22 protein-coding genes are annotated in these 23,546 nt (G+C 69.6%); 14 read left to right on the plus strand and 8 right to left on the minus strand.

What is annotated here, in order from left to right; genetic code table 11:
- Positions 1-23 precede the first annotated feature (23 nt).
- From ACWDRB_RS34235 to ACWDRB_RS34265, 7 genes are all read left to right on the plus strand, one after another.
- Entirely contained in the window at positions 24-914 is an 891-nt protein-coding gene (locus ACWDRB_RS34235) for a serine/threonine-protein kinase (RefSeq protein ID WP_350729905.1), read from the plus strand.
- A gap of 123 nt (positions 915-1,037) precedes the next feature.
- Positions 1,038-2,336 (plus strand): ABC transporter substrate-binding protein, encoded by a 1,299-nt coding sequence (locus tag ACWDRB_RS34240; RefSeq protein WP_449900692.1) that lies wholly within the window; start codon positions 1,038-1,040, stop codon positions 2,334-2,336.
- Positions 2,333-3,295, plus strand: a complete 963-nt coding sequence (locus tag ACWDRB_RS34245; RefSeq protein WP_449900695.1) for a carbohydrate ABC transporter permease — start codon at positions 2,333-2,335, stop codon at positions 3,293-3,295. Before ACWDRB_RS34240 ends, ACWDRB_RS34245 begins: the two co-directional genes overlap by 4 nt.
- Entirely contained in the window at positions 3,292-4,095 is an 804-nt protein-coding gene (locus tag ACWDRB_RS34250) for a carbohydrate ABC transporter permease (RefSeq protein ID WP_350729899.1), read from the plus strand. The genes ACWDRB_RS34245 and ACWDRB_RS34250 overlap by 4 nt, the downstream gene beginning before the upstream one ends.
- On the plus strand, positions 4,092-5,462 hold the full coding sequence (locus tag ACWDRB_RS34255) for a GH1 family beta-glucosidase (protein ID WP_449900698.1): 1,371 nt from the start codon (positions 4,092-4,094) through the stop codon (positions 5,460-5,462). Before ACWDRB_RS34250 ends, ACWDRB_RS34255 begins: the two co-directional genes overlap by 4 nt.
- Positions 5,463-5,494: 32 nt before the next feature.
- A complete protein-coding gene (locus tag ACWDRB_RS34260) occupies positions 5,495-6,490 on the plus strand; it encodes a LacI family DNA-binding transcriptional regulator (RefSeq protein WP_449900701.1) in 996 nt (331 codons plus the stop codon).
- Positions 6,491-7,348 carry a phosphotransferase gene (locus tag ACWDRB_RS34265; protein WP_449900703.1) on the plus strand — a complete coding sequence of 286 codons (858 nt, stop codon included), beginning with the start codon at positions 6,491-6,493 and terminating at the stop codon, positions 7,346-7,348.
- Positions 7,349-7,359: 11 nt separating this feature from the next.
- On the opposite strand, the gene ACWDRB_RS34270 is transcribed toward ACWDRB_RS34265, so the two are convergent.
- Together ACWDRB_RS34270 and ACWDRB_RS34275 are read right to left on the minus strand one after the other, a co-directional pair.
- Positions 7,360-7,671: an SDR family NAD(P)-dependent oxidoreductase gene (locus tag ACWDRB_RS34270; protein ID WP_449900706.1), complete on the minus strand. Its 312-nt coding sequence runs from the start codon at positions 7,669-7,671 to the stop codon at positions 7,360-7,362.
- Between the two features lie 170 nt (positions 7,672-7,841).
- Positions 7,842-8,132: an SDR family NAD(P)-dependent oxidoreductase gene (locus ACWDRB_RS34275; protein WP_449900709.1), complete on the minus strand. Its 291-nt coding sequence runs from the start codon at positions 8,130-8,132 to the stop codon at positions 7,842-7,844.
- 53 nt (positions 8,133-8,185) lie between these two features.
- Here ACWDRB_RS34275 and ACWDRB_RS34280 point away from each other — a divergent pair, with 53 nt between their 5' ends.
- Positions 8,186-9,058 carry a LysR family transcriptional regulator gene (locus ACWDRB_RS34280; protein WP_449900711.1) on the plus strand — a complete coding sequence of 291 codons (873 nt, stop codon included), beginning with the start codon at positions 8,186-8,188 and terminating at the stop codon, positions 9,056-9,058.
- A gap of 81 nt (positions 9,059-9,139) precedes the next feature.
- The gene (locus ACWDRB_RS34285) at positions 9,140-10,579 is read left to right on the plus strand and encodes a nitrilase-related carbon-nitrogen hydrolase (protein ID WP_449900713.1); all 1,440 of its coding nucleotides are present in this window, start codon (positions 9,140-9,142) and stop codon (positions 10,577-10,579) included.
- Here ACWDRB_RS34285 and ACWDRB_RS34290 read toward each other — a convergent pair.
- The 5 genes from ACWDRB_RS34290 to ACWDRB_RS34310 all read right to left on the minus strand — a co-directional run bounded on the left by ACWDRB_RS34290 (position 10,490) and on the right by ACWDRB_RS34310 (position 16,416).
- Complete coding sequence (locus ACWDRB_RS34290; RefSeq protein ID WP_449900715.1) at positions 10,490-12,004, minus strand: glycoside hydrolase family 13 protein; 1,515 nt, start codon at positions 12,002-12,004, stop codon at positions 10,490-10,492. The genes ACWDRB_RS34285 and ACWDRB_RS34290 overlap by 90 nt on opposite strands.
- Before the next feature lie 4 nt (positions 12,005-12,008).
- Positions 12,009-12,962 carry a carbohydrate ABC transporter permease gene (locus tag ACWDRB_RS34295; protein ID WP_397369783.1) on the minus strand — a complete coding sequence of 318 codons (954 nt, stop codon included), beginning with the start codon at positions 12,960-12,962 and terminating at the stop codon, positions 12,009-12,011.
- Positions 12,959-13,825 carry a carbohydrate ABC transporter permease gene (locus ACWDRB_RS34300; RefSeq protein ID WP_355191312.1) on the minus strand — a complete coding sequence of 289 codons (867 nt, stop codon included), beginning with the start codon at positions 13,823-13,825 and terminating at the stop codon, positions 12,959-12,961. Before ACWDRB_RS34300 ends, ACWDRB_RS34295 begins: the two co-directional genes overlap by 4 nt.
- 5 nt (positions 13,826-13,830) lie before the next feature.
- Positions 13,831-15,189, minus strand: coding sequence for an ABC transporter substrate-binding protein (locus ACWDRB_RS34305; RefSeq protein ID WP_355191310.1), 1,359 nt, complete (start codon positions 15,187-15,189; stop codon positions 13,831-13,833).
- A 237-nt stretch (positions 15,190-15,426) separates the two neighbouring features.
- Entirely contained in the window at positions 15,427-16,416 is a 990-nt protein-coding gene (locus ACWDRB_RS34310) for a LacI family DNA-binding transcriptional regulator (RefSeq protein WP_364244575.1), read from the minus strand.
- Between the two features lie 238 nt (positions 16,417-16,654).
- Here ACWDRB_RS34310 and ACWDRB_RS34315 point away from each other — a divergent pair, with 238 nt between their 5' ends.
- Entirely contained in the window at positions 16,655-19,918 is a 3,264-nt protein-coding gene (locus ACWDRB_RS34315; RefSeq protein WP_449900720.1) for a discoidin domain-containing protein, read from the plus strand.
- Here the strand turns inward: ACWDRB_RS34315 and ACWDRB_RS34320 are convergent.
- Entirely contained in the window at positions 19,915-20,787 is an 873-nt protein-coding gene (locus ACWDRB_RS34320; RefSeq protein ID WP_449900722.1) for a sugar kinase, read from the minus strand. The two genes, ACWDRB_RS34315 and ACWDRB_RS34320, sit on opposite strands and share 4 nt — an antisense overlap.
- A gap of 176 nt (positions 20,788-20,963) precedes the next feature.
- Between ACWDRB_RS34320 and ACWDRB_RS34325 the strand changes: the two genes are divergently transcribed.
- From ACWDRB_RS34325 to ACWDRB_RS34340, 4 genes are all read left to right on the plus strand, one after another.
- Complete coding sequence (locus tag ACWDRB_RS34325; protein ID WP_364244567.1) at positions 20,964-21,698, plus strand: hypothetical protein; 735 nt, start codon at positions 20,964-20,966, stop codon at positions 21,696-21,698.
- Positions 21,699-21,835: 137 nt separating this feature from the next.
- Complete coding sequence (locus ACWDRB_RS34330; protein ID WP_449900724.1) at positions 21,836-22,540, plus strand: DUF4344 domain-containing metallopeptidase; 705 nt, start codon at positions 21,836-21,838, stop codon at positions 22,538-22,540.
- Positions 22,541-22,557: 17 nt separating this feature from the next.
- Positions 22,558-23,262 (plus strand): maleylpyruvate isomerase family mycothiol-dependent enzyme, encoded by a 705-nt coding sequence (locus ACWDRB_RS34335; protein WP_449900726.1) that lies wholly within the window; start codon positions 22,558-22,560, stop codon positions 23,260-23,262.
- Positions 23,263-23,284: 22 nt separating this feature from the next.
- On the plus strand, positions 23,285-23,515 hold the full coding sequence (locus ACWDRB_RS34340; RefSeq protein WP_449900728.1) for a DUF6343 family protein: 231 nt from the start codon (positions 23,285-23,287) through the stop codon (positions 23,513-23,515).
- The last annotated feature ends 31 nt before the right edge of the window (positions 23,516-23,546 follow it).

Below are 23,546 nucleotides of genomic sequence, written 5' to 3' on the forward strand. Positions count from 1 at the left end.
CGGAAGGCTGCGGGGAGGGGCGAATGGTCATCGGCGACCGCTATGTGCTCGACGACCTCCCTCTCGGGCAAGGCGGCATGGGCGCCGTCTACGCGGGCCACGACCGCCACCTGGACCGCCGGGTGGCGGTGAAGCTGCTCAGGCTGCCCAGCGGGCACGATCACGAGCTGGAGCGCAGGTTCATCCGCGAGGCCCGCATCCTGGCCCGGCTCGAGCATCCGGGCGCGCCGGTGCTCTACGACTTCGGCACCCACGAGCAGCGGCTCTACCAGGTGATGCAGTTCATCGAGGGCGTCACGGTGGCCGACGTGGTCAGCGAGCACGGCCCGCTGCCCGTCTGCTGGGCCGCCGCGATCGCGGCCCAGGCGTGTGCCGTGCTGTCGGCGGCCCACGCCCTGGCGATCTGCCACCGCGACCTCAAGCCCACGAACCTCATGCTCTGCCCCGACGGCAGCGTGAAGGTGCTCGACTTCGGGCTGGCCATGCTCCGGGACGCCGAGGTCACCACGTTCACGAGGATCGGGCAGATCCTGGGCACGCCGGCGTACATGGCTCCCGAGCAGATCAAGCACGGCGTCGCCGAGCCGCGCAGCGACCTCTACTCGCTCGGCTGCGTGCTGCACGAGATGCTGACCGGGCAGCAGTTGTTCACCGGGCCCACCGACTACATGGTCTTCGAGAAGCAGGTCAAGGAGCGCCCGCCGGCCATCCCCGGGCTGCCCCCCGAGCTGGACGCGCTGCTGTCGCAGCTGCTGGAGAAGCTTCCGGACGACCGGCCCGCCGACGCGAACGAGCTGTACGAACGGCTCGACCCGTTCGCCGTCGAGCTGCCCGTGCTGCCCGGCTTCCTCACCGAGGCCCCGAGCCCCGGCCGCATGTACGCCCGCATGGCCGGCCGCGCGCTCAACGCGTGAACGCGCTCTCTCGCTAAGCCGGATCGTTATTTAGCCCCCGTTGACAGGCCGGTGTTATCGCCGCGAATCTCTTGAGAGAGCGCTCTCTCACATACCTCGCAAGCACCGACCAAGGAGGGTTCCATGACCCCTCGCGTCCGGCGATTCGCCATGCCCTTGATCACCGCGTCCCTGCTCGCCCTGGCGACGGCCTGCGGCGGCGGAGGCGGCGGCGGGAGCACCGCCACGGAGAGCGCCAAGCCGGGAGAGAAGATCAAGCTCACCGTCGGCCTCTTCGGCGACTTCGGCTTCAAACCGCTCTACGAGGAGTACAAGAAGACCCACCCCGACATCGAGATCGTCGAGAACGTCACGCAGTTCAACGACCACCACAGCAACCTCGTCAAGCGGCTGGCCACGAACGCCGGCGCGGGCGACATCGAGGCGGTCGAGGTCGGCTACATCAGCACGTTCACCGCCCAGCCGGGCAAGTTCGTCGATCTCAAGCAGTACGGGCTGGACAAGCGGCAGCCCGACTACCTCGACTGGAAGTGGCAACAGGGCCTGAGCAAGGACGGCGCGCAGGTGCTCGGCCTCGGCACCGACGTGGGCGGCCTGGCCATGTGCTACCGCAAGGACCTGTTCAAGAAGGCCGGGCTGCCGACCGACCGGACCGAGGTGGCTGCCCTCTGGCCGACGTGGGAGCAGTACATCGCGACCGGCAAGAAGTTCGGCGCGGCGAACGTGGCGGGCGCCAAGTTCGTGGACTCCCCCGGCGAGATCTTCCGCGCGATGGTCAACCAGGCGCCCACCGGCCTGTACGACGCCCAGGACAACATCATCGTGGCCTCGAACCCCGACGTGAAGAAGGCCTGGGACCTGTCCAACCAGCTCACCCAGGAGGGCCTGACCGCCAAGCTGGCGGCCTTCACGCCGCCGTGGAACACCGGCTTCGCCAAGGGCTCGTTCGCCACGATCATCTGCCCGGCCTGGATGACCGGCTTCATCCAGGAGCAGGCCAAGGACTCGGCCGGCAAGTGGGACATCGCGACCGTGCCCGGCGGCTCCGGCAACAGCGGCGGCTCGCACCTCATGGTGCCCAAGCAGAGCAAGCACCCGAAGGAGGCGGCCGAGCTGATCGACTTCCTGACCTCCAAGGACAACCAGGCCAAGGTGTTCAAGGAGGAGGGGACGTTCCCGTCGATCCCGGCCCTCTACGACGACCCGTCGATCCAGAACTTCACCAAGCCGTTCTTCGGCGACGCCCCCATCGGCAAGATCTACTCTGACGCCGCCAAGGCGCTCAAGCCGCAGCACCTCGGCCCCAAGGAGGCCGACGTGCGCACGGCCGTCGGCAACGGCCTCGGCCGCGTGGAGCAGGGCAAGCAGTCGCCCGACGAGGCGTGGACCCAGGTGCTCGAGGACGTCAAGAAGATCAAATGAGCTCCCTTCCCCTCGCGGTCTCGCGACGGCGTAGGCGCAGCGTGCGGCACACCCTCGACCTGAGGGTGTCGCCGTACGCCTACGTGGCGCCGTTCTTCCTGCTCTTCTGCGCCTTCGGGCTGTTCCCGCTGGTCTACACGGCCTGGGTGAGCCTGCACGAGTGGTCGCTGCTGTCGGAGACCCAGACGTTCATTGGGCTGGACAACTACTCGACGCTGCTCGCCGACGGGTACTTCTGGAACGCCACGTTCAACACCCTGTCCATCGGCGTGCTCTCGACCGTGCCGCAGCTCATGCTGGCCATCTGGCTGGCACACCTGCTCAACCGGCGGCTGCGCTTCCAGACGCTGTTCCGGGTCGCGCTGCTGCTGCCGAACGTCACGAGCGTGGTGGCCGTCGTGGTCATCTTCAGCCAGCTCTTCGGCCGGGACTTCGGGCTGATCAACTGGGTGCTCTCGTGGTTCGGCGTCGGCACCATCGACTGGGCGGCCGGCACCGCGACCTCGCACCTCGCGCTCTCCGTGATGATCATGTGGCGCTGGACCGGCTACAACGCGCTGATCTTCCTGGCCGCCATGCAGGCCGTGCCGCGCGAGCTGTACGAGGCCGCCACCATCGACGGCGCCAGCGGCTTCACCCAGCTCCGCAGGATCACGATCCCGATGATCCGGCCGACGATCGTCTTCGTGGTCATCGTCTCGACGATCGGCGCCATGCAGATCATCGCCGAGCCCCTGCTGTTCGGGCAGAGCAGCGGCGGCGGGGGCGGCATCGCCACCGGCGGGCCCGACCGGCAGTTCCAGACCCTGGCGCTGTTCGTCTACGAGCAGGGCTTCGCGAACTCGACGTTCGACTTCGGCTACGCCTCGGCCGCGTCCTGGCTGATGTTCCTGGCCGTGGTGATCGTCGCGCTGGTCAACTTCCTGATCACCCGCCGGGTGAAAGGGGGCCTGATATGAGGCTGCGTTATCTCACCCTGACCGCGGTGGCCTTCTTCTCGGCCTTCCCGCTCTACTACAGCGTCGTGGTGGCCTCCCGGCACAACTCGGCGCTGGGCCAGGTGCCGCCGCCGCTGATCCCCGGCGGCAACTTCTTCGCCAACGTCTCCCGGGTCTTCGACACCGTCCCCTTCGGGCTCGCGCTGCTCAACTCCGTCATCGTGGCGGGGTCGATCTCGATCGCGGTGATGTTCTTCTCGACGCTGGCCGGGTTCGCCTTCGCCAAGCTGAAGTTCAGGGGCAGGAACGTCATGCTCGTGATCACCGTGGCCACCATGATGGTCCCGGCGCAGCTCGGCATCATCCCGCTCTACATGCTCATGGTGAAGCTGGAGTGGACCGGCACCACCTACGCGCTGATCGTCCCGGCGCTGGTCAACGCGTTCGGCGTGTTCTTCATGACCCAGTACCTGTCGCGGGCCCTGCCCACCGAGCTGCTGGAGGCGGGCCGGGTGGACGGATGCTCGACGTGGGGACTGTTCTGGCACGTCGTGCTGCCCGCCGCCCGTCCGGCGGCGGCGGTGCTCGGCATGCTGACGTTCATGTCGGCCTGGAACGACTACTTCTGGCCGCTGGTCGTGCTCAACCCGGACAACCCGACGGTCCAGGTCGCGCTGTCCACGCTGGCCAGCGGGTACGTCAACGACTACGTGCTCGGGCTGGCCGGGACGGCGATCGGCACGCTCCCGCTCGTGGCCGTCTTCGCCCTGTTCGGCAGGCAAATCATCGGTGGAATCATGCAAGGAGCTGTTAAGGGATGATCTTTCCCGAGGAGTTCGTCTGGGGTGCCGCGACGGCCTCGTACCAGATCGAGGGGGCGGTCAAGGAGGACGGGCGGGGCCAGTCGATCTGGGACACCTTCTCCCACACCCCCGGGAACGTGGCGGACGACGACACCGGCGACGTGGCCTGCGACCACTACCACCGCTACCGCGAGGACGTCGGGCTGATGCGCGAGCTGCGGCTGGGGGCCTACCGGTTCTCGGTCGCGTGGCCGCGTGTTCAGCCGGACGGCGCGGGCCCGGTCAACCCGCGCGGGCTGGCGTTCTATGACCGGCTCGTGGACGAGCTACTCGCCGCCGAAATTTCGCCTTATGTCACGCTTTATCACTGGGATCTTCCCCAAGCCCTCGAAGACCGTGGTGGGTGGACAAATCGCGATACGGCGTACCGGTTCGCCGACTACGCCCAGGCCGTCCACGACCGGCTCGGCGACCGGGTGGGCGACTGGACCACGATCAACGAGCCATGGGTGTCGGCCTTCCTCGGCTACGGCAACGGCGTGCACGCGCCGGGCCGCCGCGACCCGGCCGACGCCCTGCGCTCGGCGCACCACCTGCTGCTCGGCCACGGGCTGGCCGCACGGCGGCTGCGCGCGGCCGGCGCCCGCAGCCTCATGCTGGTGGTCAACTCCTCCCCGGTGCTCACCCCCGCCCAGGTCAACGATCCTTCGGCGGTGGCCGGCGAGGCCGACGCGGCCGTCGCGGACCGCGTCCACGCGCTGCTGACCAGGCAGTTCCTCGACCCGGCGGTGCACGGCACGTACCCGCCGGAGATCCTGGAGGCGGCGGCGCGCAACGGCGGGACGGAGCACATCCTGGACGGCGACCTCGCGCTCATCAACGCGCCGATCGACCTGGTCGGCGTCAACTACTACAACCCGTGTGTGGTCGAGTCGGGCCCGGGGCTGCCGGCCGACGCGGCGTGGCCGGGCTCGGAGGACGTCAGGTTCGCGGCGGCGGACGCGCCGACGACCGCGATGGGCTGGCCGATCGTGCCGGACGGCCTGTCCCGGCTCCTCGTACGGCTCTCGCAGGACTATCCGCAGGTCGGCCTCATGGTCACGGAGAACGGCGCGGCCTTCGACGACGTCGTGGCGGACGGCCGGGTGCACGACGACGAGCGGGTGGCGTACCTGGAAGGCCACCTGCGCGAGGTGCACCGGGCCATCGGGGCGGGCGCGGACCTGCGCGGATATCTGGTCTGGTCGCTGCTCGACAACTTCGAGTGGGCCGAGGGCTACCGGCGCCGGTTCGGCATCGTGCACGTCGACTACGCGACCCAGGCCAGGATCCTCAAGGACAGCGCTCTCTGGTACAGAGACGTCATCACCAGGAACGGCCTGTAGATTTTTTCCGTGCTCTCCCACTTGGTGCAGTCATGAGACGCCCGACCCTTGAGGCGGTCGCCGCCCGGGCGGGGGTCTCGCGCGCCACCGCCTCCCGGGTCGTCAACGGCCAGACGACGGTGGCGCCCCACATCCGCGACGCCGTGCAGCGCGCGATCGACGAGCTGGGCTACGTGCCCAACTCGGCCGCGCGCAGCCTGGTCACCCAGCGCACCGACTCGATCGCCCTGGTCGTCAGCGAGCCGGGCACCCGGGTCTTCTCCGAGGACCCGATGTTCTCCACGGCGATCAGGTCGGCGTCCGTGACGCTCGAAGCGGTGAACAAGCAGGTCGTGCTCATGCTGGCCTCCTCCGCCAAGAGCCACGCCCGGGTAGAGCGTTACATCGCGGGCGGGCACGTCGACGGGGTCATGCTGATCTCGATGCACGGCGCCGACCCGCTGCCGGCCGCGCTGTCGCGCCTGCGCGTCCCCGTGGTCTCCTACGGACGGCCCGCCGTCCCCGTGGACATCCCGTACGTCGACAACGACAACGTCGGCGGAGCGGAGATCGGGGTCCGGCACCTGGTGGAGACGGGACGGCGCAGGATCGCCACGATCGCGGGCCCGCAGGACATGATCGGCGGCCAGGACCGCCTGGCCGGCTACCGCAACGTGCTGCGCGACTCCGACCTCAGGTCGATCGTGGCGATCGGCGACTTCACGCGGGAGTCGGGCGCGGTCGCGATGCGGCAGCTCCTGCGCGACGACCCCGACCTGGACGCCGTCTTCGTGGCCAACGACCTGATGGCCGTCGGCGCCCTGCAGTCACTCCGCCAGTCCGGGCGCCGCGTGCCCGGCGACGTGGCGGTGGTGGGCTTCGACGACATCGAGGCGGCGAAATACACCGAGCCGCCGCTGACGACGCTCAGGCACCCGGTGGCCGAGCAGGCGGCGGCCATGGTCGGGCTCCTGCTCGGGCTGTTCGAGGGCGGACCGGCCGAGCCGGTGATCATGCCCACGGAGCTGGTGATCAGGGAGTCCGCCTAAATGATCCCCGCTGTGGCCGCCGCCGTCGCCCTGGCCGAGGAGCACGGCATCCGGGTGGCGGATCCGGTGGTCCTCAACGACTCGTTCAACCTCCGGATCCACCTGCGCCCGGCCCCGATCGTGGCGCGGGTGCCGACGGTGACCGCGCTGGGGCGGGCGCGGCCCGCCGACGCGTTGCGGCGGGAGCTGGACGTCGTGTCCTACCTGCACGGGCAGGGCGTGCCGGTCGTGCCGCCAAGCGACCTGCTGCCCGCCGGGCCGCATCTGCGTGACGGGGTCGCGGTCTCCTTCTGGAAGCACGTCGAGCACGACCCCGGCCATCGGATGGGCCCGGAGACGGCCGGGCGGGCGCTCGCCGAGCTGCACGAGGCGCTGCGGGGCTTTCCCGGCGAGCTGCCCTATCTCGGGCCGGTGCTCGACGAGCCGGTGCGGCTGCTGGAACTGCTCGACGGGGAGGTCCCGCCCGACGTGCTGGCGCGGCTGCGGGACGCGCACGCGGGCCTGGCCGAACGGCTGGCGGGCCGCACGGCGCAGGCCGTCCACGGCGACGCGCATCCCGGCAACCTCCTCGCCACCCCCGCCGGGCTGCTCTGGAACGACTTCGAGGAGAGCATGGCCGCGCCCGTCGAGTGGGACCTGGCCTGCCTGCTGCGCACGCAGCGGCTCGACGGCCGGGCGGCCGTCCGGGCCTATGGGCACGATCCCGACGATCCCGAGCTACGGGAGTTCCTGGCGGCGCGGGCGCTGCAGGGGACGCTGTGGATGCTCCTCAGGGGGCTGCGGCTGCCCGCCGGGGCCGCCGACGCCCGCACGACGCTGGAGGCGTGGCTCCGGGACCCCAGCGGCGCCACCCGCTAGAGCGCTCCCCGCTAGACCGGGATCACGCCGCCGCGCGGGCCGAGGAAGTAGCCGCCGGTGACGTCCAGGACGTGCCCGGTGATCCACCGGGACTCCTCGCTCGCGAGCAGCGCCACGGCGTCCGCGATGTCCTGCGGGCGGCCGATGCGGCCCAGCGCGGTCACCTCGGTGACCGCGCGCTCGGCGGCGCCGTCGTCCGCGCGGAGCCAGGCGTTCATGTCCGTCTCCGTGACGCCCGGGGAGACGGTGTTCACGGTGATGTTCCGGTCGCCGAGGAGGGGCGCCAGGCTGAAGCCCAGCGTGTCCAGGGCTCCCTTGGTCATCGATTGAACTCCTCTCCACCATGAATGAATCGTGGAGATTCTTCCCGTCACCCTCAGGTGCGGGGGTTCGCGCTTCACCGACCCGGGCAACCCCGAGTCTCCACGCGCTGTCACCGCCGTTCCGGCGGCCTAGCTGTACCGACAAGGACACGATCTCCCGATGGGCTTGGCTATCGCCTTCCCGTTCGATCACTCGAACCATACCCACAGTGGCCGAGGAAGTACAAGAAGCTACGGTCAAAGGCGCGACCGTCCTCGAAGGCCGCCTTCACCGCGTACGCCTGCCCGCCCGCGCCCTCGATCGCGGCCACCGTCTCCTTGGCCAGGTCGTCGTTGCTGGCGTAATGGACGATCACCCGGGCCCCGTCGGCGGCCAGGCGCTCGGCGATGGCCCGCCCGATCCCGCGCGAAGCTCCGGTTACCAATGCTGTTTTTCCCGACAAATCTCTCATGCGCTCCATCGTGGGTCTCGGCTCCCTCACCCGTCCAAGACCGGCTGTTATAGCTTTTTGCTATGGATGCCCATATTCGGGATCTCAGGTATTTCGTGGCGGTCGCCGAAGAGCTCAGCTTCACCCGGGCGGCGGCCGAGCGGCTCTTCATCTCGCAGCCCTCGCTGAGCAGGCAGATCAGGCAGCTGGAGCTGTCGCTGCGGGCCAAGCTGTTCGAGCGCGACCGCCGTACCGTGGCGTTGACGGCGGCGGGGGCGGCGCTGCTGCCCGAGGCCCGGCGGATCATCGAGCAGTGGGAGGGCGCGCAGCGGGCGGTGGTGGCGGCGCGCGAGGAGCGGACGCTGGTCGTCGGGTTCCAGACGCGGATCGGGCGCGGGCTCGTGCCGTCCATCTCCTCCGCGCTGCCCGGCTGGGACCTGCGCTTCCGGCAGGTGCCGTGGAGCGACCCCACCGTGGGGCTGGGCGACGGCCAGGTCGACGTGGCCGTCGCGTGGCTGCCCATGCCCGGCCACGACTACGACTGGACGGTGGTCAGCACGGAGGAGCGCTGGGTGGCGCTGCCCGCCGCCCATCCGCTGGCCGCCCGCCCCGAGGTCACGCTCGCCGACCTGGCCGGGGAGGCGTTCGTGGCGATGCCGGTCTCCGCCGGGCCCATGCGGGCCTTCTGGCTGGCCGACGACCAACGGGCGGCGCCCGCCGTGGTGGGGGCGGAGGCGGAGACGGCCGAGGAGGCGCTCGAGCTGGTCGCGTCGGGGCGGGCCGTGGTGCTGGTCTCGGCCGGGAACGCCGAGCTCTACCGGCGCGATGACGTGGTCAGCAGGCCCGTGGCGGGGCTGCCGCCGAGCAGGCTGGCCGTCGTCTGGCGGCGTGACGACCGGCGGCAGGCCGTACGGACGCTGGTTGACGTGTTCGTCACGTGCATGTGCGTCACCTGATCGTCTTTTGTTGACACCGTATACCTTGCTGTTTACGGTGTATACATGATGCTCAGAGCAGTCGCCCCGCTTTTATCCGCGGTGCTTTTCTATTTCGGTACGGGTTTCGCGCCGATCCCCGCGCTGACCTGGCTCGCGCCGCTGCCGATGCTGCTCCTGGCGTCACGGGCGAGCGGCAGGGCGACGTTCATCCTCGCGTTCCTGGCCTTCCTGGCCGGAATGACGAACCAGCTCGACTTCTTCCTGCGCACCCCGTCGGTGCCGCGGCCCATCGGGATCGGCATCATCGTCGGCTGCTCGCTGCTGTTCGGGCTGGTGGTCTGGCTCTTCAGGGCGCTCGCCCGGCGCGGGCTGACCATGCTCGCCGCCACCGCGCCGCCCGCCGTGTGGGTGGCGTTCATGTACCTGACCGTGCTGGCCAACCCGACGGGCATCATCTGGCCGCTTGCCACGTCCGTGGCCGACGTGCCCGTGGTGACCCAGATCGCCTCGGTGACCGGCGCCTGGGGCGTGGAGTACGTGGTGCTGCTGGCGCCGACCACGTTGGCGGCGATGCTGTGGCCGGGGGTGGCCGCGGCGGCGTGGCTGCGTACCGGCGTGCTCGGGGCGGCGGCGTGCCTGCTCGTGCTTGTCTTCGGGGCCGTGCGGCTGGCCGGCGCGGACTCGACCGCCTGGCGGCAGGTGGCGGTGCTGTCGGCCACCCGCTACCAGTGGGCGCCCGACGCGGCGAGCCCGGCGGGCAAGGCCCTGGTCGGCGAGTACGTCAAGGAGATCGCCGAGCTACCCTCGGGGACCAGCACGGTGGTGCTCCCCGAGGGCACGCTGGGCACGGACGAGGCGAGCCTGGGCCCGGCGCTCGCGCCGCTGCGCGAGATCGCCCGCGATCGGAACATCGACGTGGTGATCGGGGTCGTCCACACGACCCCGGAGATCAAGTACAACTACTCGGTGGACCTCCCGGCAGGCGGACTCGCGCCGGTCTACTACACGAAGTGGCACTTCGCGCCCGGGGAGCCGTTCCGGCGCGGGGACCAGCTCGTCTTCGCGCGTGACCACGTCGGGCTGGCCAACTGCATGGACCTCAACTTCCCCGCGCCGATCCGCGACTACGCCCGCGCCGGGGCGCGGCTGATGGCGGTGCCGGCCGCCGACGAGTTCGGCAACGGCTGGCAGCACAGCCGGATGGGACTGCTGCGCGGCGTGGAGACCGGACTCTCGGTGGCCTGGGCGGCGCAGTGGGGCACGCCGATGATCTCGGACCCCTGGGGCCGGGTGCTGGCCGAGCGGGACACCGAGGGCACGCGGCAGCCGTTCGTCACGGCCTTCGCCGACGTGCCCTCGGGCCCGGGCCCCACCGTGTACGCCCGGTTCGGCGACTGGTTCGCGTGGCTGTGCCTCGCGCTGGCCGCCGCCGGGCTGGTGGCGCTGCGGTCAGTCCCTCGTCAGCCACGCCGTGGTGTCGGCGGGCAGGGCGCCGTCCTCCAGGGCGCCGCTGGCCAGGAGGAGCCGGCCCGCGGGTAGCGGCACCGGGTCGGGGCCCAGGTTGGTGACGCTCGTCAGGCCCGAGTCCCTGGTGAAGGCCAGGACCTCGCCGCCCGTCGGGAGCCAGGTCAACGTGCCGTCCCCCAGCAGGTCGCGGCGCAGGCCCAGGGCCGTCCGGTAGAGGTTGTGCATCGAGCCCAGGTCCGTGCGCTGGGCCTCGGCGGTCAGCTTGCGCCAGCCCTCCGGCTGCGGCAGCCACGGCGTGCCCGCGCCGAACCCGAACGGGGGCTCCTCGCCCGACCACGGCAGGGGGACGCGGCAGCCGTCCCGGCCCGGGTTCGTGCCGCCCGACCTGGCGTACATCGGGTCCTGGCGGAGCTCGTCCGCAAGATCCTCGACCTCGGGGAGGCCCAGCTCCTCGCCCTGGTAGACGTACACGGAGCCGGGGAGCGCCATGGCCAGCAGGGCCGCCGCCCTGGCCCGCCGGTAGCCCAGCTCCAGGTCGGAGGGGGTGCCGTGGAGGCGGCCCCCGTGCGCGAACGTGGTGTCGGCGCGGCCGTACCGGGTGACCGGGCGCGTCACGTCGTGGTTCGACAGCACCCACGTCGGCGGGGCGCCGATGGGGGTGTGGGTGGCGAGGGTCAGGTCGATGACCCTGCGCAGCTCGGCCGGGTCCCACGGGCAGGACAGGAAGTCGAAGTTGAAGGCCGTGTGGAGCTCGTCGGGCCGCAGGTAACGTGCGAAACGCTCCTGGTCGGGGAGCCAGACCTCCCCGATCAGGATGCGCTCGCCGTACTCGTCGGCCACCTCGCGCCACCGACGGTAGACGTCATGGACCTCGTCGAGGTCTTCGTACTTCGTGTCCGACTTGATCAGCAGAGCGGCGGAGTCGATGCGCACGCCGTCCACGCCGCGGTCGAACCAGAACCGCAGCACGTCCTCGAACTCCTGGTGGACCTCGGGATTGGTCCAGTTGAAGTCCGGCTGCTCCGGGGCGAACAGGTGGAGGTACCACTGGCCGTCGGGGACCTGGGTCCAGGCCGCGCCGCCGAAGATGGACTGCCAGTCGTTCAGCGGCTCGTCGGCGAACCAGAAGCGGTCCCGCGCCGCGGGGTTCTCCAGCGCCTCCTTGAACCAGGCGCTCTCCGTGGAGCTGTGGTTCGGCACCACGTCGATGATGACCTTGATGTCGAGCTCGTGCGCCCCCTCGACGAACCGCTCGGCCTCGGACAGCGAGCCGAAGACCGGCTCGATGTCGCGATAGTCGGCCACGTCGTAGCCCCCGTCGGCCATCGGCGACGGGTACCACGGGTTCAGCCAGATGGCGTCGATCCCGAGATCCTTCAGGTACGGCAGGCGGGAGCGCAGGCCGGCCAGATCGCCGATCCCGTCACCGTTCCCGTCGGCGAAACTACGCAGGTAGACCTGGTAGATCGCGGCCCCCCGCCACCACGTTTGCGACATGCGCTTATCCCTTGATGCTTCCGGCGGTGAGCCCCGCCATGATGTGTCGTTGGAAGACGAAGAAGACGATGATCATGGGGATGCTGGCGATGACCAGGCCGCCCATGATCTGGTTCTGGGTCACCGCGCCCGCCGTCTGCGACAGGCCCACGCTGATCGTCATCTTCTCGCTGTCGGTCATGACCAGCAGCGGTAGGACGAAGTCCTTGAACGCGGTGACGATCGTGAAGATGGAGACCACGCCCAGGATCGGCCTGGAGACCGGGAGCACGACCGACCACAGCACCCGCAGCGGGCCCGCGCCGTCGATCTGCGCCGCCTCGATCAGCTCCCGCGGGATCGAGTCGAAGAACCGCTTGAGCAGGAAGATGTTGAAGCCGTTCGCCGCCGCCGGGAACCACAGCCCCCAGGCGTTGTTGAGCAGCCCCAGGTCCACGATCGTGACGTAGAGCGGGATGAGGATGACCATGGGCGGGATCATCAGCGTGGCCAGCATCGCGCCGAGGATCACGTTGCCGAACATCGGGCGCAGCTTCGACAGCGCGTACGCCGCCGTGACGTCCACCGCCATGGAGAACAGCCACGCGCCCAGCGAGTAGTACGCGGTGTTCGCCAGCAGCGTGCCGATGTCGAACAGGTCCCAGGCCTCGAAGAACGCCTCCAGCGACGGGTCGGCCGGGACGAGCGACGGCGGCATCTGGGCGATCTCCTCCGGCGTCTTCATGGCGCCGGTGATCATCCAGTAGAGCGGGAAGACGAAGGCCAGCGTGAAGACCACGATGACGGCGATCAGCACCAGCCAGTAGATCCGCCGGCCCCACCTGCTGTTGAGCTGGTGCGGCGAGACGATCGTGCGGAACTGCACCTGGATCGGCTTCGGCGACTTTCGCCGGCGCTTCGGCCTCGCGCCGCCGGGCGGCTCGGACACCGGGGCTCGCCTGTGTTCGGTCGCCGTCATGCCCTGTCCTCACGGGTCGTCCTGAGCTGGAAGGCCGCGAAGACGAGGAGCGCGAGCATGAGCAGCATGCCGAGCGCGCCTGCCTGGCCGTAGTTCATCTGCGAGAACGCGAACTGGTACATGAGGTACGCGACGCTCACGGTCGCGTTCTCCGGGCCGCCGCCGGTCAGCATGTACGGCTCGATGAACACCTGCATGGTCGCCACGATCTGCAGCATCAGCATGAGCAGCAGGATCAGCCGGGTCTGCGGGATCGTGACGTGCCTGATCCGCTTGAAGATCCCGGCCCCGTCGAGCTCGGCGGCCTCGTACAGCTCGGGCGGGATGTTCTGCAGCGCCGCCAGGTAGATCAGCGTCGCGCTGCCCATGTTCATCCAGGTCGAGACGAGGACCAGGGAGATCAGGGCGGTCGACGACGAGTCCAGCCAGGCCAGCGGCGGCAGGTGGAAGAAGTCCAGGACCTGGTTGAACAGCCCGGGCCCCGGATCGTAGAACCACCTGAACAGCAGCACCGCCACGATCGGCGGCAGCATGACCGGCAGGTAGACCACGAACCGCAGGTAGGCCCGGGCGTGGCGCAGCTCGTTGAGGACGAGCGCGACGACGAACGGCACGGCATAGCCGCACAGCAGCGCGAGCAGCGTGAACTCCACGGTGTTCAGCCAGGCCTCGCCGAAGGCCGGGTCCTGGACCGCCGCCTTGAAGTTGTCCAGCCCCACCCAGGTGGGCGGGTTGATCAGGTCGGTCTTCTGGAAGCTCAGAATGAACTCCCTGACCATCGGATACCAGGCGAACACCGTGAAACAGATCAGGGCCGCGCAGAGGAACCCGTAGGCCGTCAGGTTGCGCCGCAAGATTCCCATCAAGGTCAGCCCTTGGCCGCCAGCATGGAGTTCGCCTTGGTCTCGGCGTCCGACAGGAGCTGGTCGACGCCGGCGTCCTTACGGCTCAGCACGCCCGACATGACCACGTCGAGGATGGCGTACAGCTCCTGCGCGTGCACCGGCTCGGCCTTCGGCGGGATCGTCGCGGCGGCCTGCACGTACGGCGCGTAGTTCGTGACCGGCAGCGAGGCGTTCTTCTCGCGGTCGGCCTGGATGGCCTTGCCCGTCGCCGAGTCGCCGTAGACGGCGTTGTCGGGCACGCCGACCGGGTTGCCGATGGCCTTGCCGCGGGCGAAGTCGAAGCGGCCCTTGCCGACGGTGTTGTAGCGGAAGTCGACCCACTCCAGGCCCGCCTTGGCCTCCTCGGGGGTGGCCTTCGGGTTGATCATGAACGCTTCGCCGCCGCTCAGCGACGCCTTGGCCTCGGGGAAACCGGTGATGCCGTAATCGGCGACGTTGCCCTTGAACTTGGTGACCACGTCGGTGACCACGTCGGGCGCGCCCAGCATCATGCCGACCTTGCCGCTGCCCATGGCCATCATGAGCGACTCCCAGCCGACCAGGAGCTTGTTGCCCATGCTGTTGTCCACCCAGCGCATGTCGTGCAGGTTCTGCAGCACGGCCTTGCCCTCGGGCGAGTTGAACGCGGCCTTCTTGTTGTCGGGGGTCAGGATGCTGCCGCCGCGGCCGTAGATGGCCTGGGTGAAGTGCCAGCCGCCGGTGTTGCCGCCGGAGTACTCGCCGTAGCCGACGTAGCCGGTGCCGAGCGCGCCGATCTTCTTGGCCGCCTCGCGGACCTCGGCCCACGTCTTGGGCGGGGTGTCGGGGTCGAGTCCGGCCTTGGTGAACAGGGCGCGGTTGTAGACCAGGCCGACGCCGTAGTGGACGTTCGGCACGCCGTACACCTTGCCGTCCTTGGTCACCATCTCCCGCACGTCGGGGCGCAGGTCGTTCCAGTTCTTGATGGTGCTGGTGTACTGCGTGATGTCGAGCGCCTGGCCCTGGCCGATGACGTCGTTGTAGTTCGTCACCGGGACCACGAAGACGGTCTCCATCTGGCCGCCGGCCAGCTTGGGGCCGAACGTCTTGGGGTCGAAGCAGGGCTGCTGGTCCGTGCTCTTGACCGTCACGCCCGGGTGCGCCTTCATGAACGTGGCCACGTCGTCGTCCCAGGCCTGGCGTTCCTTCGGCGCGGACTTGGCGGGCTGGCAGGCCACCGTGATCGTCACGGCCTTGGCGCCGCCGCCGGCGCCGGCTGACGGGGTGGCGGGGTTGCTGGAGCCGCAGGCTGTGGCTGAGAGGCCGAGCACGGACACGAGCAAGAGCCCAGTGGATCTCCGCATGGTCTGACCCTTCTGATGCGAGGTGCCCACACCATAGGATCGGGGACGGATGTTCGCAATATTTCGACTGCATATTGCAAGATAACGACTGGATTACGCCTGCGTAGCGACGCCTCTCACCCACCGCACGGGTTGAGGTCCCTTGGGGAGGAGAGGGGGCACCGGCCGAGAACCCCCAGGAAGAGGGGGCACGGGCCGAGAGCCCCTGGGAGGGAGGAACGGGCCGGGCTCAGGCCCCTAGACCGCCGCGCGCGCGGTGGAGGCGCGGACCACGAGCTCGGGCTCGAACAGCAGCTCGTCCGCCGGCACCACCGCCTTGTCGATCTGCGCGACCAGCAGGTCCACGGCGGCCCGGCCCATGGCGTCGATCGGCTGGCGGACCGTGGTCAGCGGCGGGTCGGTGCAGTTCATCAGGGCCGAGTCGTCGAAGCCGATGACCGAGATGTCCCCCGGCACGGTGAGCCCCGCCCGGCGGGCCGCCCTGATCGTACCCAGCGCGAGCAGGTCGCTGGCGCAGATCACGCCGGTCACCCCACGCTTGACCAGCCGGGCGGCGGCCGCGTGCCCGCCCTCCAGCGAGAACATCGTGTGCTCGACCAGCCCGGGGTCCCCGCCCTCCGCCTGGAACGTCTCCAGCTTGCGCCGCGACGGCATGTGGTCCTTCGGCCCGAGCACCATGCCGACCCGCTCGTGGCCGAGCGCGCGCAGGTGGGCCAGGGCCATCTCGGCGGCCACCGTGTCGTCGCACGACACCTGCGGGAAGTCGAGGTGCTGGACGGCCGCGTTCACCAGCACGGTCGGCAGCTTGCGCTCGTGCAGCAACTCGTAGTGCCCGTGCGCGGCGTCGGCCTGGGCGTAGAAGCCGCCGGCGAAGACGACGCCGCTGACCTGCTGCTGGAGCAGCAGGTCCACGTAGTCGGCCTCGGAGACGCCGCCGACCGTGCGGGTGCACAGCACGGAGGTGAACCCCTGCTGGGCCAGCGCGCCGCCGACCACCTCCGCGAAGGCGGGGAAGATCGGATTCTGCAGCTCGGGGAGCACGAGGCCGACCAGCCGGGCCCGGTCGCCGCGCAGCTGGGTGGGGCGCTCGTAGCCGAGCACGTCGAGGGCGGTCAGCACGGCCTCGCGGGTCGCGTCGGAGACCCCGGGCTTGCCGTTGAGCACCCGGCTCACCGTCGCCTCGCTGACTCCGACTTTCTTGGCCACCTCTGCGAGTCGTCGCGTCATGCGCAAACTATACGGCCTTCAGCGCAAGCGCTTGCAACGGCTTACGTCGATCCGACGTCAGGCTTTGCACGCCCTCCACGGCGGATCTGCCAGTCCTGCCGGGTTCCTGACCAGCGCGGAGAGACCGCCCCGACGAATTCCTGTCAGTCAACTGTTTGCGAAATCTCGTCGAAATATTGCGGCAATCTGCTTGGCATCCTATGGTTCGGCCATCCGCCTTACCCGGAGGGCCACCCCCATGAGAGCAGTCTTAGCCGCCCTTTCGTTAGTCCTCGGATTCCTGGCCGCACCCGCATACGCGGCGGCCGACACCAACCTCGCCGCGGGCAGGACCGCCACCGCGAGCAGCTCCACCGACGTCTACACCGCCGCAAACGTGACCGACGGCAACCAGGCCACCTACTGGGAGTCGGCAAACAACGCGTTCCCGCAATGGGTCCAGGTCGACCTCGGCGTCAGCGCGAGCGTCAACAAGCTCGTGCTGAAGCTGCCGTCCGGCTGGCCCAGCCGTACCCAGACGCTGACCGTCCAGGGCAGCACGAACGGCTCCGCCTTCAGCACGATCGTCGCCTCGGCGACGTACACCTTCAACCCGACCGCGACGATCACCTTCGCCGCCGCGACCGCCCGCTACGTCCGGCTGCAGATCACCGCGAACACCGGCTGGCCCGCGGGCCAGCTCTCCGAGTTCGAGGTGTGGGGCAGCGCGCCGGACAACCCGCCGCCGAGCGGCGCCAACCTGGCGCTCGGCAAGGCGATCACCGAGTCCTCGCACACCCACACGTACGTGGCCGCCAACGCCAACGACGACAACCTCCAGACGTACTGGGAGGGCGCGGCCTACCCCAACACGCTGACCGTGCAGCTCGGCGCCAACGCCGACCTGACCTCGATCACCCTCAAGCTCAACCCCGACCCCGTCTGGGCCAGGCGGACCCAGACCATCCAGGTCCTCGGCCGTGAGCAGAGCGCCGCCGGCTTCACCAGCCTCGTCTCCTCGGCCACGTACACCTTCGACCCGGCCACGGGGAACTCGGTGACCATCCCGGTGACCGGCAAGGCCGCCGACGTCCGGCTGCAGATCACCGCCAACTCGGGCGCGCCGGGCGGGCAGGTGGCCGAGTTCCAGATCTTCGGCACGCCGTCGGCCAATCCCGACCTGACCGTGAGCGACCTCTCGTCCTCCCCGGCCGCGCCGGTGGAGACCGACGCGGTCACGCTGTCGGCCACGGTCAGGAACGCGGGCACCGCGGCCGCCGCCGCGACCTCCGTGAACTTCTACGCGGGCGCGACCAAGGTCGGCAGCGCGAGCGTGGGCGCGCTGGCCGCGGGGGCGTCGACCACCGTGTCCGCGAACATCGGCGCCAGGGACGCCGGGACCTACCAGCTCTCCGCCAAGGTGGACGAGGACGGCAAGGTCGTCGAGCTGAACGAGGCCAACAACACCGCCACCGGCACCCTGACCGTGAAGCCGGTCGACACGGCCGACCTGGTCGCCTCCCCCGTCGCCTGGACGCCGGGCAACCCGGCCGCGGGCAACACGGTGACGTTCTCGGTGGCGATCAAGAACCAGGGCACGGTGGCCTCCAGCGGCGCCTCCCACGGCATCACGCTCACCGTCACGAACGACTCCGGCACCGTCGTCAAGACCCTGACGGGCTCGACCGGCGGCGCCATCGCGGCGGGCGCGACCACGAGCCCGGTGAGCCTGGGCACGTGGACCGCGGCCAACGGCAAGTACACGGTCAGGACGGTGCTCGCCGACGACGCCAACGAGCTGCCCGTCAAGCGCGCCAACAACACCAGCGAGCTGCCGCTGTTCGTGGGCCGCGGCGCGAACATGCCGTACGACACGTACGAGGCCGAGGACGCCGTGATCGGCGGCGGGGCCACGCGCGTGGGCCCGAGCAGGGACATCGGCACGATCGCCGGCGAGGCCTCCGGGCGGCGCGCGGTGACACTCAACCAGACCGGCGCGTACGTCGAGTTCACCACAAGGGCGGACACGAACACCCTGGTCACCCGCTTCTCCACGCCCGACGCGGCGGGCGGCGGCGGGCTCAGCTCGACCCTGAACGTCTACGTCAACGGCTCGTTCCTCAAGGCCGTCAACCTGACCTCCCGCTACGCCTGGCTCTACGGCGCCGAGGCCAGTCCCAGCAACTCCCCCGGCTCGGGGCCGCCCAGGCACATCTACGACGAGGCGAACGTGCTCCTCGGCGCCACCGTGCCCAAGGGCAGCACGATCAGGCTGCAGAAGGACTCGGCCAACACCCAGACGTACGCGATCGACTTCGTGGACTTCGAGCAGGCGACCCCGGTCGCGAACCCGGACCCGGCGAAGTACGCCGTACCGACCGGGTTCACCCACCAGGACGTGCAGAACGCGCTCGACAAGGCCCGCATGGACGCCAACCTGACCGGCGTGTACCTGCCGCAGGGCGACTACCAGACGTCGAGCAAGTTCCAGGTGTACGGCAAGTCCGTCAAGATCGTCGGCGCGGGCCCCTGGTTCACCAGGTTCTCCTCCCCCGCCGGGCAGGACAACACCGACGTGGGCTTCCGCACCGAGGCCTCGGCCAACGGCTCGACGTTCGCGAACTTCGCCTACTTCGGCAACTACACCTCGCGCATCGACGGCCCCGGCAAGGTGTTCGACTTCTCGAACGTGGCGAACATGACGATCGACAACGTCTGGGCCGAGCACCAGATCTGCCTCTACTGGGGCACGAACACGGACAACATCACGATCAAGAATTCACGGATCCGCAACCTGTTCGCCGACGGCCTGAACATGACCAACGGCAGCACCGGCAACCACGTCACCAACGTCGAGGCCAGGGCCACGGGCGACGACAGCTTCGCGCTGTTCTCGGCCACCGACAACAACCCCGGCGAGCAGACCGGCAACGTCTTCGAGAACCTGACCTCGCTGCTCACCTGGCGGGCCGCCGGCGTGGCCGTTTACGGCGGCTACGACAACACGTTCAGGAACATCTACGTCGCGGACACGCTGACCTACCCGGGCGTCACGATCAGCTCGCTGGACTTCGGGATCCCGATGAACGGGTTCGGCGCCAGCCCGCCCACGACGTTCGACAACATCTCGCTGGTCCGGGCCGGCGGGCACTTCTGGGGGCAGCAGACGTTCCCGGCGCTGTGGCTGTTCTCCTCGTCCAAGGTGTTCCAGGGCATCCGCGTCAACAACCTGGACATCGTGGACCCGACGTACAGCGGGATCATGTTCCAGACCGGCTACTCCGGCAGCGCGCCGCTGAACCCGGTCAAGGACACGATCCTCACGAACGTGTCGATCAGCGGGGCGCAGAAGAGCGGCGACGCCTTCGACGCCAAGTCCGGGTTCGGCATCTGGGTGAACGAGTTGCCCGAGCCCGGTCAGGGCCCGGCCGTCGGGTCGGCCACGATCAACAACCTGAGGTTCGCGAACAACTTCCAGAACATCAAGAACACGACCTCGACCTTCACCCTGACCACGAACTAGAGCTCTGACCTGGTGGGCAACCCCTGCCAGTCGCTGACGCTCGTCACCGCGGCGGCGCTCAACAGCGCCCCGCGGTGCAGGCGTTCCTGGGGGATGAGACCGTCGAGCGCGGCGCTGATGTAACCGGCCGCGAACGCCTCGCCCGCGCCGGCCGTGTCCACGATGGGGACCTGCCAGCCCTGCACGTCGTAGCGCATCCGGTCGGCGCGCACGCTCGCGCCCTTGGCGCCGCGGTCCACCACGACCTCGCGCTCCGCCGTGAGCGCGGGCTTGACCAGGTCGAGCTCGTCCTGGCGGAGGAAGAGCAGGTGCGAGTCGCAGGCCAGCTCGCCGAGCACCTCCTCGGCCTCGCGTACCGACGGCCACAGCTCGGGCACGTAGTCGACGGAGAAGGAGACCATCACCCCGGCGTTCTTCGCGGCGCTCACGGCGGTGCGCACCGCGTCGAGCGCGTCCCGGCCGAGGCCCGCCGTGAGACCGGTCATGTGGAGCATCTTCGACGCCGCGATCCGGTCGATCGGCACGTTGCCCGGAGTGAGCCGCGAGCCCGCCGAGCCCGCGCGATACTGCGTCACTCTCTGTGATCGGCCGACGCGGGTCTCTCTGAGGATCAGGCCCGTGCGCAACCCCTCGGACACGCGCATGTCCGCGACGTCCACACCCTCGCCCCTGAGCGCGGTGAGCACCCTCGCGCCCAGCTCGTCATCGCCCACCTTGCCCAGGTAAGCGGTGCGGTGCCCGAGCCTGGCCAGCGCGATCGCCAGGGTGAACTCGGGCCCGCACACGTCCAGCCGGGCTTCGCTCTCGTGGCGAACCCGGCCGCTGGAGACGATCCCCAAGGGCTCGCCGAGCGTGTAGACGTCGGTCATGCGCCAGACTGTAGCCGGTCAAGTACTTTTCCCGCATAACCCCTGGTTGCCAGCGTGATCAAATATTTTCTGTAACATTAGCCAACCTTTTCCCCTTCTCGTGGCTCAAAGTAGTAAAGGGGTCGGCCACCCCGAGCCGGCTCCAAGTCAATACGGGGAGAGGAATCAGCACCCTCATGAGAAAGATCGCACTTGGTATCGTTTCCGCCCTTGTGGGCGGGGCCATGCTGATGTCGGGCGCGAGCACTGCTTCGGCGGCCACCAAGGTGGACACCCAGCTCAAGATCCGCGACATCGACCCTAATCCGGTCGTGGTGGAGCCCGGCTCCGAGACGACCGCGTACTTCGACATCGGGGCCAGCTCCGACGTCAAGAAGGTCGAGCTCAGCGTGGCGCCCGAGGGCGCTCGCACGCTCCGCGCCAAGGACGTCAAGGACCTCGAGGGCTGGCGCTTCGCCGTCGGCTTCACCGAGGGGGACCCCCAGGGCAAGTGGCAGGCCACCGCTGTAGCCTTCGACTCCGCAGGCAAGGAGATCGCGAAGGACACGGCGTTCTTCTCGGTCGAGCTCGAGAAGAGCAAGTCCGAGACGCGTATCTCGCGCTTCTCCGCCGACCCGTACAAGATCCGCAAGGGTCGTACGATCGAGTTCTCCGGCCGTCTCCAGGTGGATGACGACGGCTGGGAGGGCGTCCGCGGCGAGAAGGTGGACGTCTACTTCCGCGCGAACGGCTCCAGCGGCTGGAAGTGGGTCGCCTCCGCCAAGACCAAGTGGGGCGGCAAGTTCTACGCCGAGACCCGCGCCTACAAGAGCGGTACCTTCCGCGCCGTGTTCAACGGCAACGACGAGCTCGACGGCTCCAAGAGCCGCACGGACTCCGTGCGGGTCTACGGCAGCTGGTGGCGTCGTTAATCCATAAGACGGAGGCCCGGTCCCTTCCCAGGGGCCGGGCCTTCCGGCTTTTCGGGGGCCCTCAGGTTTAGGGATCACGCTTTGCGTGCATGGACAGTCGCATTGCGTGGATCTACCGACCCCCGAAGGAGCCTCGTATGCCGCATCCCCTCATCGCCCTCGTCCTGAGCATGACGAGCACGCTGGGGGCGGCGCCTTCGTCCGATCTGTCCGTACGCTTCGAGCAGCCGGGCTCGCCGGGCGCCGAACAGGCCAGAAAGCTCCTCAAGGACGGCGACACGCTCAAGACCCGGATCCGGCTGCCCGCGTCGGTCAAGGTCGTCGCCCGTGACTGCGACGCGCCGGAGGCCACCTGGGACCTCGAGGAGCGCCGGATCACCATCTGCTACCAGCTGGTGGACAAGGTGCGCCACGTGATGGACGGCATCTCCGAGACCGAGGAGACCGACGCCCGTACCAGGTCCGCCCGCATGGACGGCGCGCTGGCCGTGCTCTTCCACCACCAGCTCGGCCACGCCCTGACCACGCTGAACGGCCTGGCCGACAGCGAGGAGCAGGCCGACCAGTTCGCGGCGCTGACGCTCGCGTCCGACGCGCCCAAGCGCGTGGTGGCCGCCGCCGAGGCCCGCCACCTGCTCGCCGGCCACTCCGGCATCGACCACCTGTCGGGGCCGCCCGAGTCGGCCACGTTCTCCTGCCTCCTGTACGGCGCCGACCCCGGCAAGTACGACCGGATCGCCCAGGGCGGCTGGGTCCCGCCCGAGCGGGCGCCCACCTGCGCCGGCGAGTACGACCGGGTCAGGTCCGCCGTCGGATCGATGGCCGTGAAAGCGGGCACGTAGCGGGTAGCGTCCGGAGTATGGCCGACGAGCTGCTCAAACACTTCAATCCGTTCGACATCTTCGACGCGGAGGCCGCCCGGCTCGACCGGTTCTTCGGCGGGCTCGACGAGGCCGGCTGGCAGCGGCCGTCCCGGTGCGAGGGATGGTCGGTGCGTGACGTGCTGGGCCATCTGGCGGGCGAGGAGCTGTACAACCACGCCTGCCTCGACGGGACCGTACAGGACCTGCTGACCCGGCTCTCCAAGGCCGGCGTGTCCGGCTACAACGACTTCAACGAGTGGTCGGTGCGGCAGCGGCGCCACCTGCCCGTGGCGGAAGTGCTGGAGGAGTGGCGGGTCCAGAACGGCGAGACGCGCCGCCGCATGCGCGAGCTCGGCCCCGGCGGGCTGATCGACACCATGGCCGGGCCCTACCCGTGCGGCCGGCAGGCCTTCCACTACGACTCCGAGTACGCCACCCACGCCGACGACGTCGGTGCGCCCGTCCCCGACGCCGAGGTCGACGACCGGACGCTGTGGCGGGTGGCGGTGGGGCGGTTCGTGCTGGCCGAGCAGGAGGCCAAGGTGCAGGTGGAGCAGACGGCCGACGAGATCTGGGCCGCCGTGAACGGGGTCACGGCCTCGCTGTCGTACCCCGAGTTCGTGGAGGCCACGGTGGGGCGGCTGCCCGCGTCGCACGGGATCGACCCGCGCGTCGTCGCGGCCCTGAGGTGCCTCGCCTGACCGTTCGGAAGGGGGATCGACCATGTGGCTGCGTAACCGGGCGGGCACGGAGCCACTGAGCGCGCGCAGCCCGCTGCGCACCCGGCGGATCCTGTCCCTGGTCGCGCTGGTGCTGGGGATGGCGGCGGCGGTGCTCTTCGCGGTGCTTGCCGCGAGCACGGGGGCGGAGGTCTGGCGCTGGGAGGCCGCGATCGCGGCCGCGGTGGCCGTCGTGGCCGCCGCCGACCTGGCACTGCTGCGCCGGCGGCGCTGACTGTGCTGTCAGGTGGTCAGTACGGCGAGGC

This window comes from Nonomuraea sp. NPDC003707 (assembly GCF_053587055.1).

Bases quoted from the DNA above. Each gene is read 5' to 3' on its own strand.
- ACWDRB_RS34335 (WP_449900726.1), top strand. From the start codon at position 22,558: ATGGCCGACGAGCTGCTCAAACACTTCAATCCGTTCGACATCTTCGAC.
- ACWDRB_RS34340 (WP_449900728.1), top strand. From the start codon at position 23,285: ATGTGGCTGCGTAACCGGGCGGGCACGGAGCCACTGAGCGCGCGCAGC.
- ACWDRB_RS34270 (WP_449900706.1), bottom strand. From the start codon at position 7,671: ATGACCAAGGGAGCCCTGGACACGCTGGGCTTCAGCCTGGCGCCCCTC.
- ACWDRB_RS34305 (WP_355191310.1), bottom strand. From the start codon at position 15,189: ATGCGGAGATCCACTGGGCTCTTGCTCGTGTCCGTGCTCGGCCTCTCA.
- ACWDRB_RS34315 (WP_449900720.1), top strand. From the start codon at position 16,655: ATGAGAGCAGTCTTAGCCGCCCTTTCGTTAGTCCTCGGATTCCTGGCC.
- ACWDRB_RS34300 (WP_355191312.1), bottom strand. From the start codon at position 13,825: ATGGGAATCTTGCGGCGCAACCTGACGGCCTACGGGTTCCTCTGCGCG.
- ACWDRB_RS34325 (WP_364244567.1), top strand. From the start codon at position 20,964: ATGAGAAAGATCGCACTTGGTATCGTTTCCGCCCTTGTGGGCGGGGCC.
- ACWDRB_RS34295 (WP_397369783.1), bottom strand. From the start codon at position 12,962: ATGACGGCGACCGAACACAGGCGAGCCCCGGTGTCCGAGCCGCCCGGC.
- ACWDRB_RS34245 (WP_449900695.1), top strand. From the start codon at position 2,333: ATGAGCTCCCTTCCCCTCGCGGTCTCGCGACGGCGTAGGCGCAGCGTG.
- ACWDRB_RS34240 (WP_449900692.1), top strand. From the start codon at position 1,038: ATGACCCCTCGCGTCCGGCGATTCGCCATGCCCTTGATCACCGCGTCC.
- ACWDRB_RS34250 (WP_350729899.1), top strand. From the start codon at position 3,292: ATGAGGCTGCGTTATCTCACCCTGACCGCGGTGGCCTTCTTCTCGGCC.
- ACWDRB_RS34255 (WP_449900698.1), top strand. From the start codon at position 4,092: ATGATCTTTCCCGAGGAGTTCGTCTGGGGTGCCGCGACGGCCTCGTAC.
- ACWDRB_RS34290 (WP_449900715.1), bottom strand. From the start codon at position 12,004: ATGTCGCAAACGTGGTGGCGGGGGGCCGCGATCTACCAGGTCTACCTG.
- ACWDRB_RS34235 (WP_350729905.1), top strand. From the start codon at position 24: ATGGTCATCGGCGACCGCTATGTGCTCGACGACCTCCCTCTCGGGCAA.
- ACWDRB_RS34260 (WP_449900701.1), top strand. From the start codon at position 5,495: ATGAGACGCCCGACCCTTGAGGCGGTCGCCGCCCGGGCGGGGGTCTCG.
- ACWDRB_RS34265 (WP_449900703.1), top strand. From the start codon at position 6,491: ATGATCCCCGCTGTGGCCGCCGCCGTCGCCCTGGCCGAGGAGCACGGC.
- ACWDRB_RS34330 (WP_449900724.1), top strand. From the start codon at position 21,836: ATGCCGCATCCCCTCATCGCCCTCGTCCTGAGCATGACGAGCACGCTG.
- ACWDRB_RS34320 (WP_449900722.1), bottom strand. From the start codon at position 20,787: ATGACCGACGTCTACACGCTCGGCGAGCCCTTGGGGATCGTCTCCAGC.
- ACWDRB_RS34280 (WP_449900711.1), top strand. From the start codon at position 8,186: ATGGATGCCCATATTCGGGATCTCAGGTATTTCGTGGCGGTCGCCGAA.
- ACWDRB_RS34310 (WP_364244575.1), bottom strand. From the start codon at position 16,416: ATGACGCGACGACTCGCAGAGGTGGCCAAGAAAGTCGGAGTCAGCGAG.
- ACWDRB_RS34275 (WP_449900709.1), bottom strand. From the start codon at position 8,132: ATGGAGCGCATGAGAGATTTGTCGGGAAAAACAGCATTGGTAACCGGA.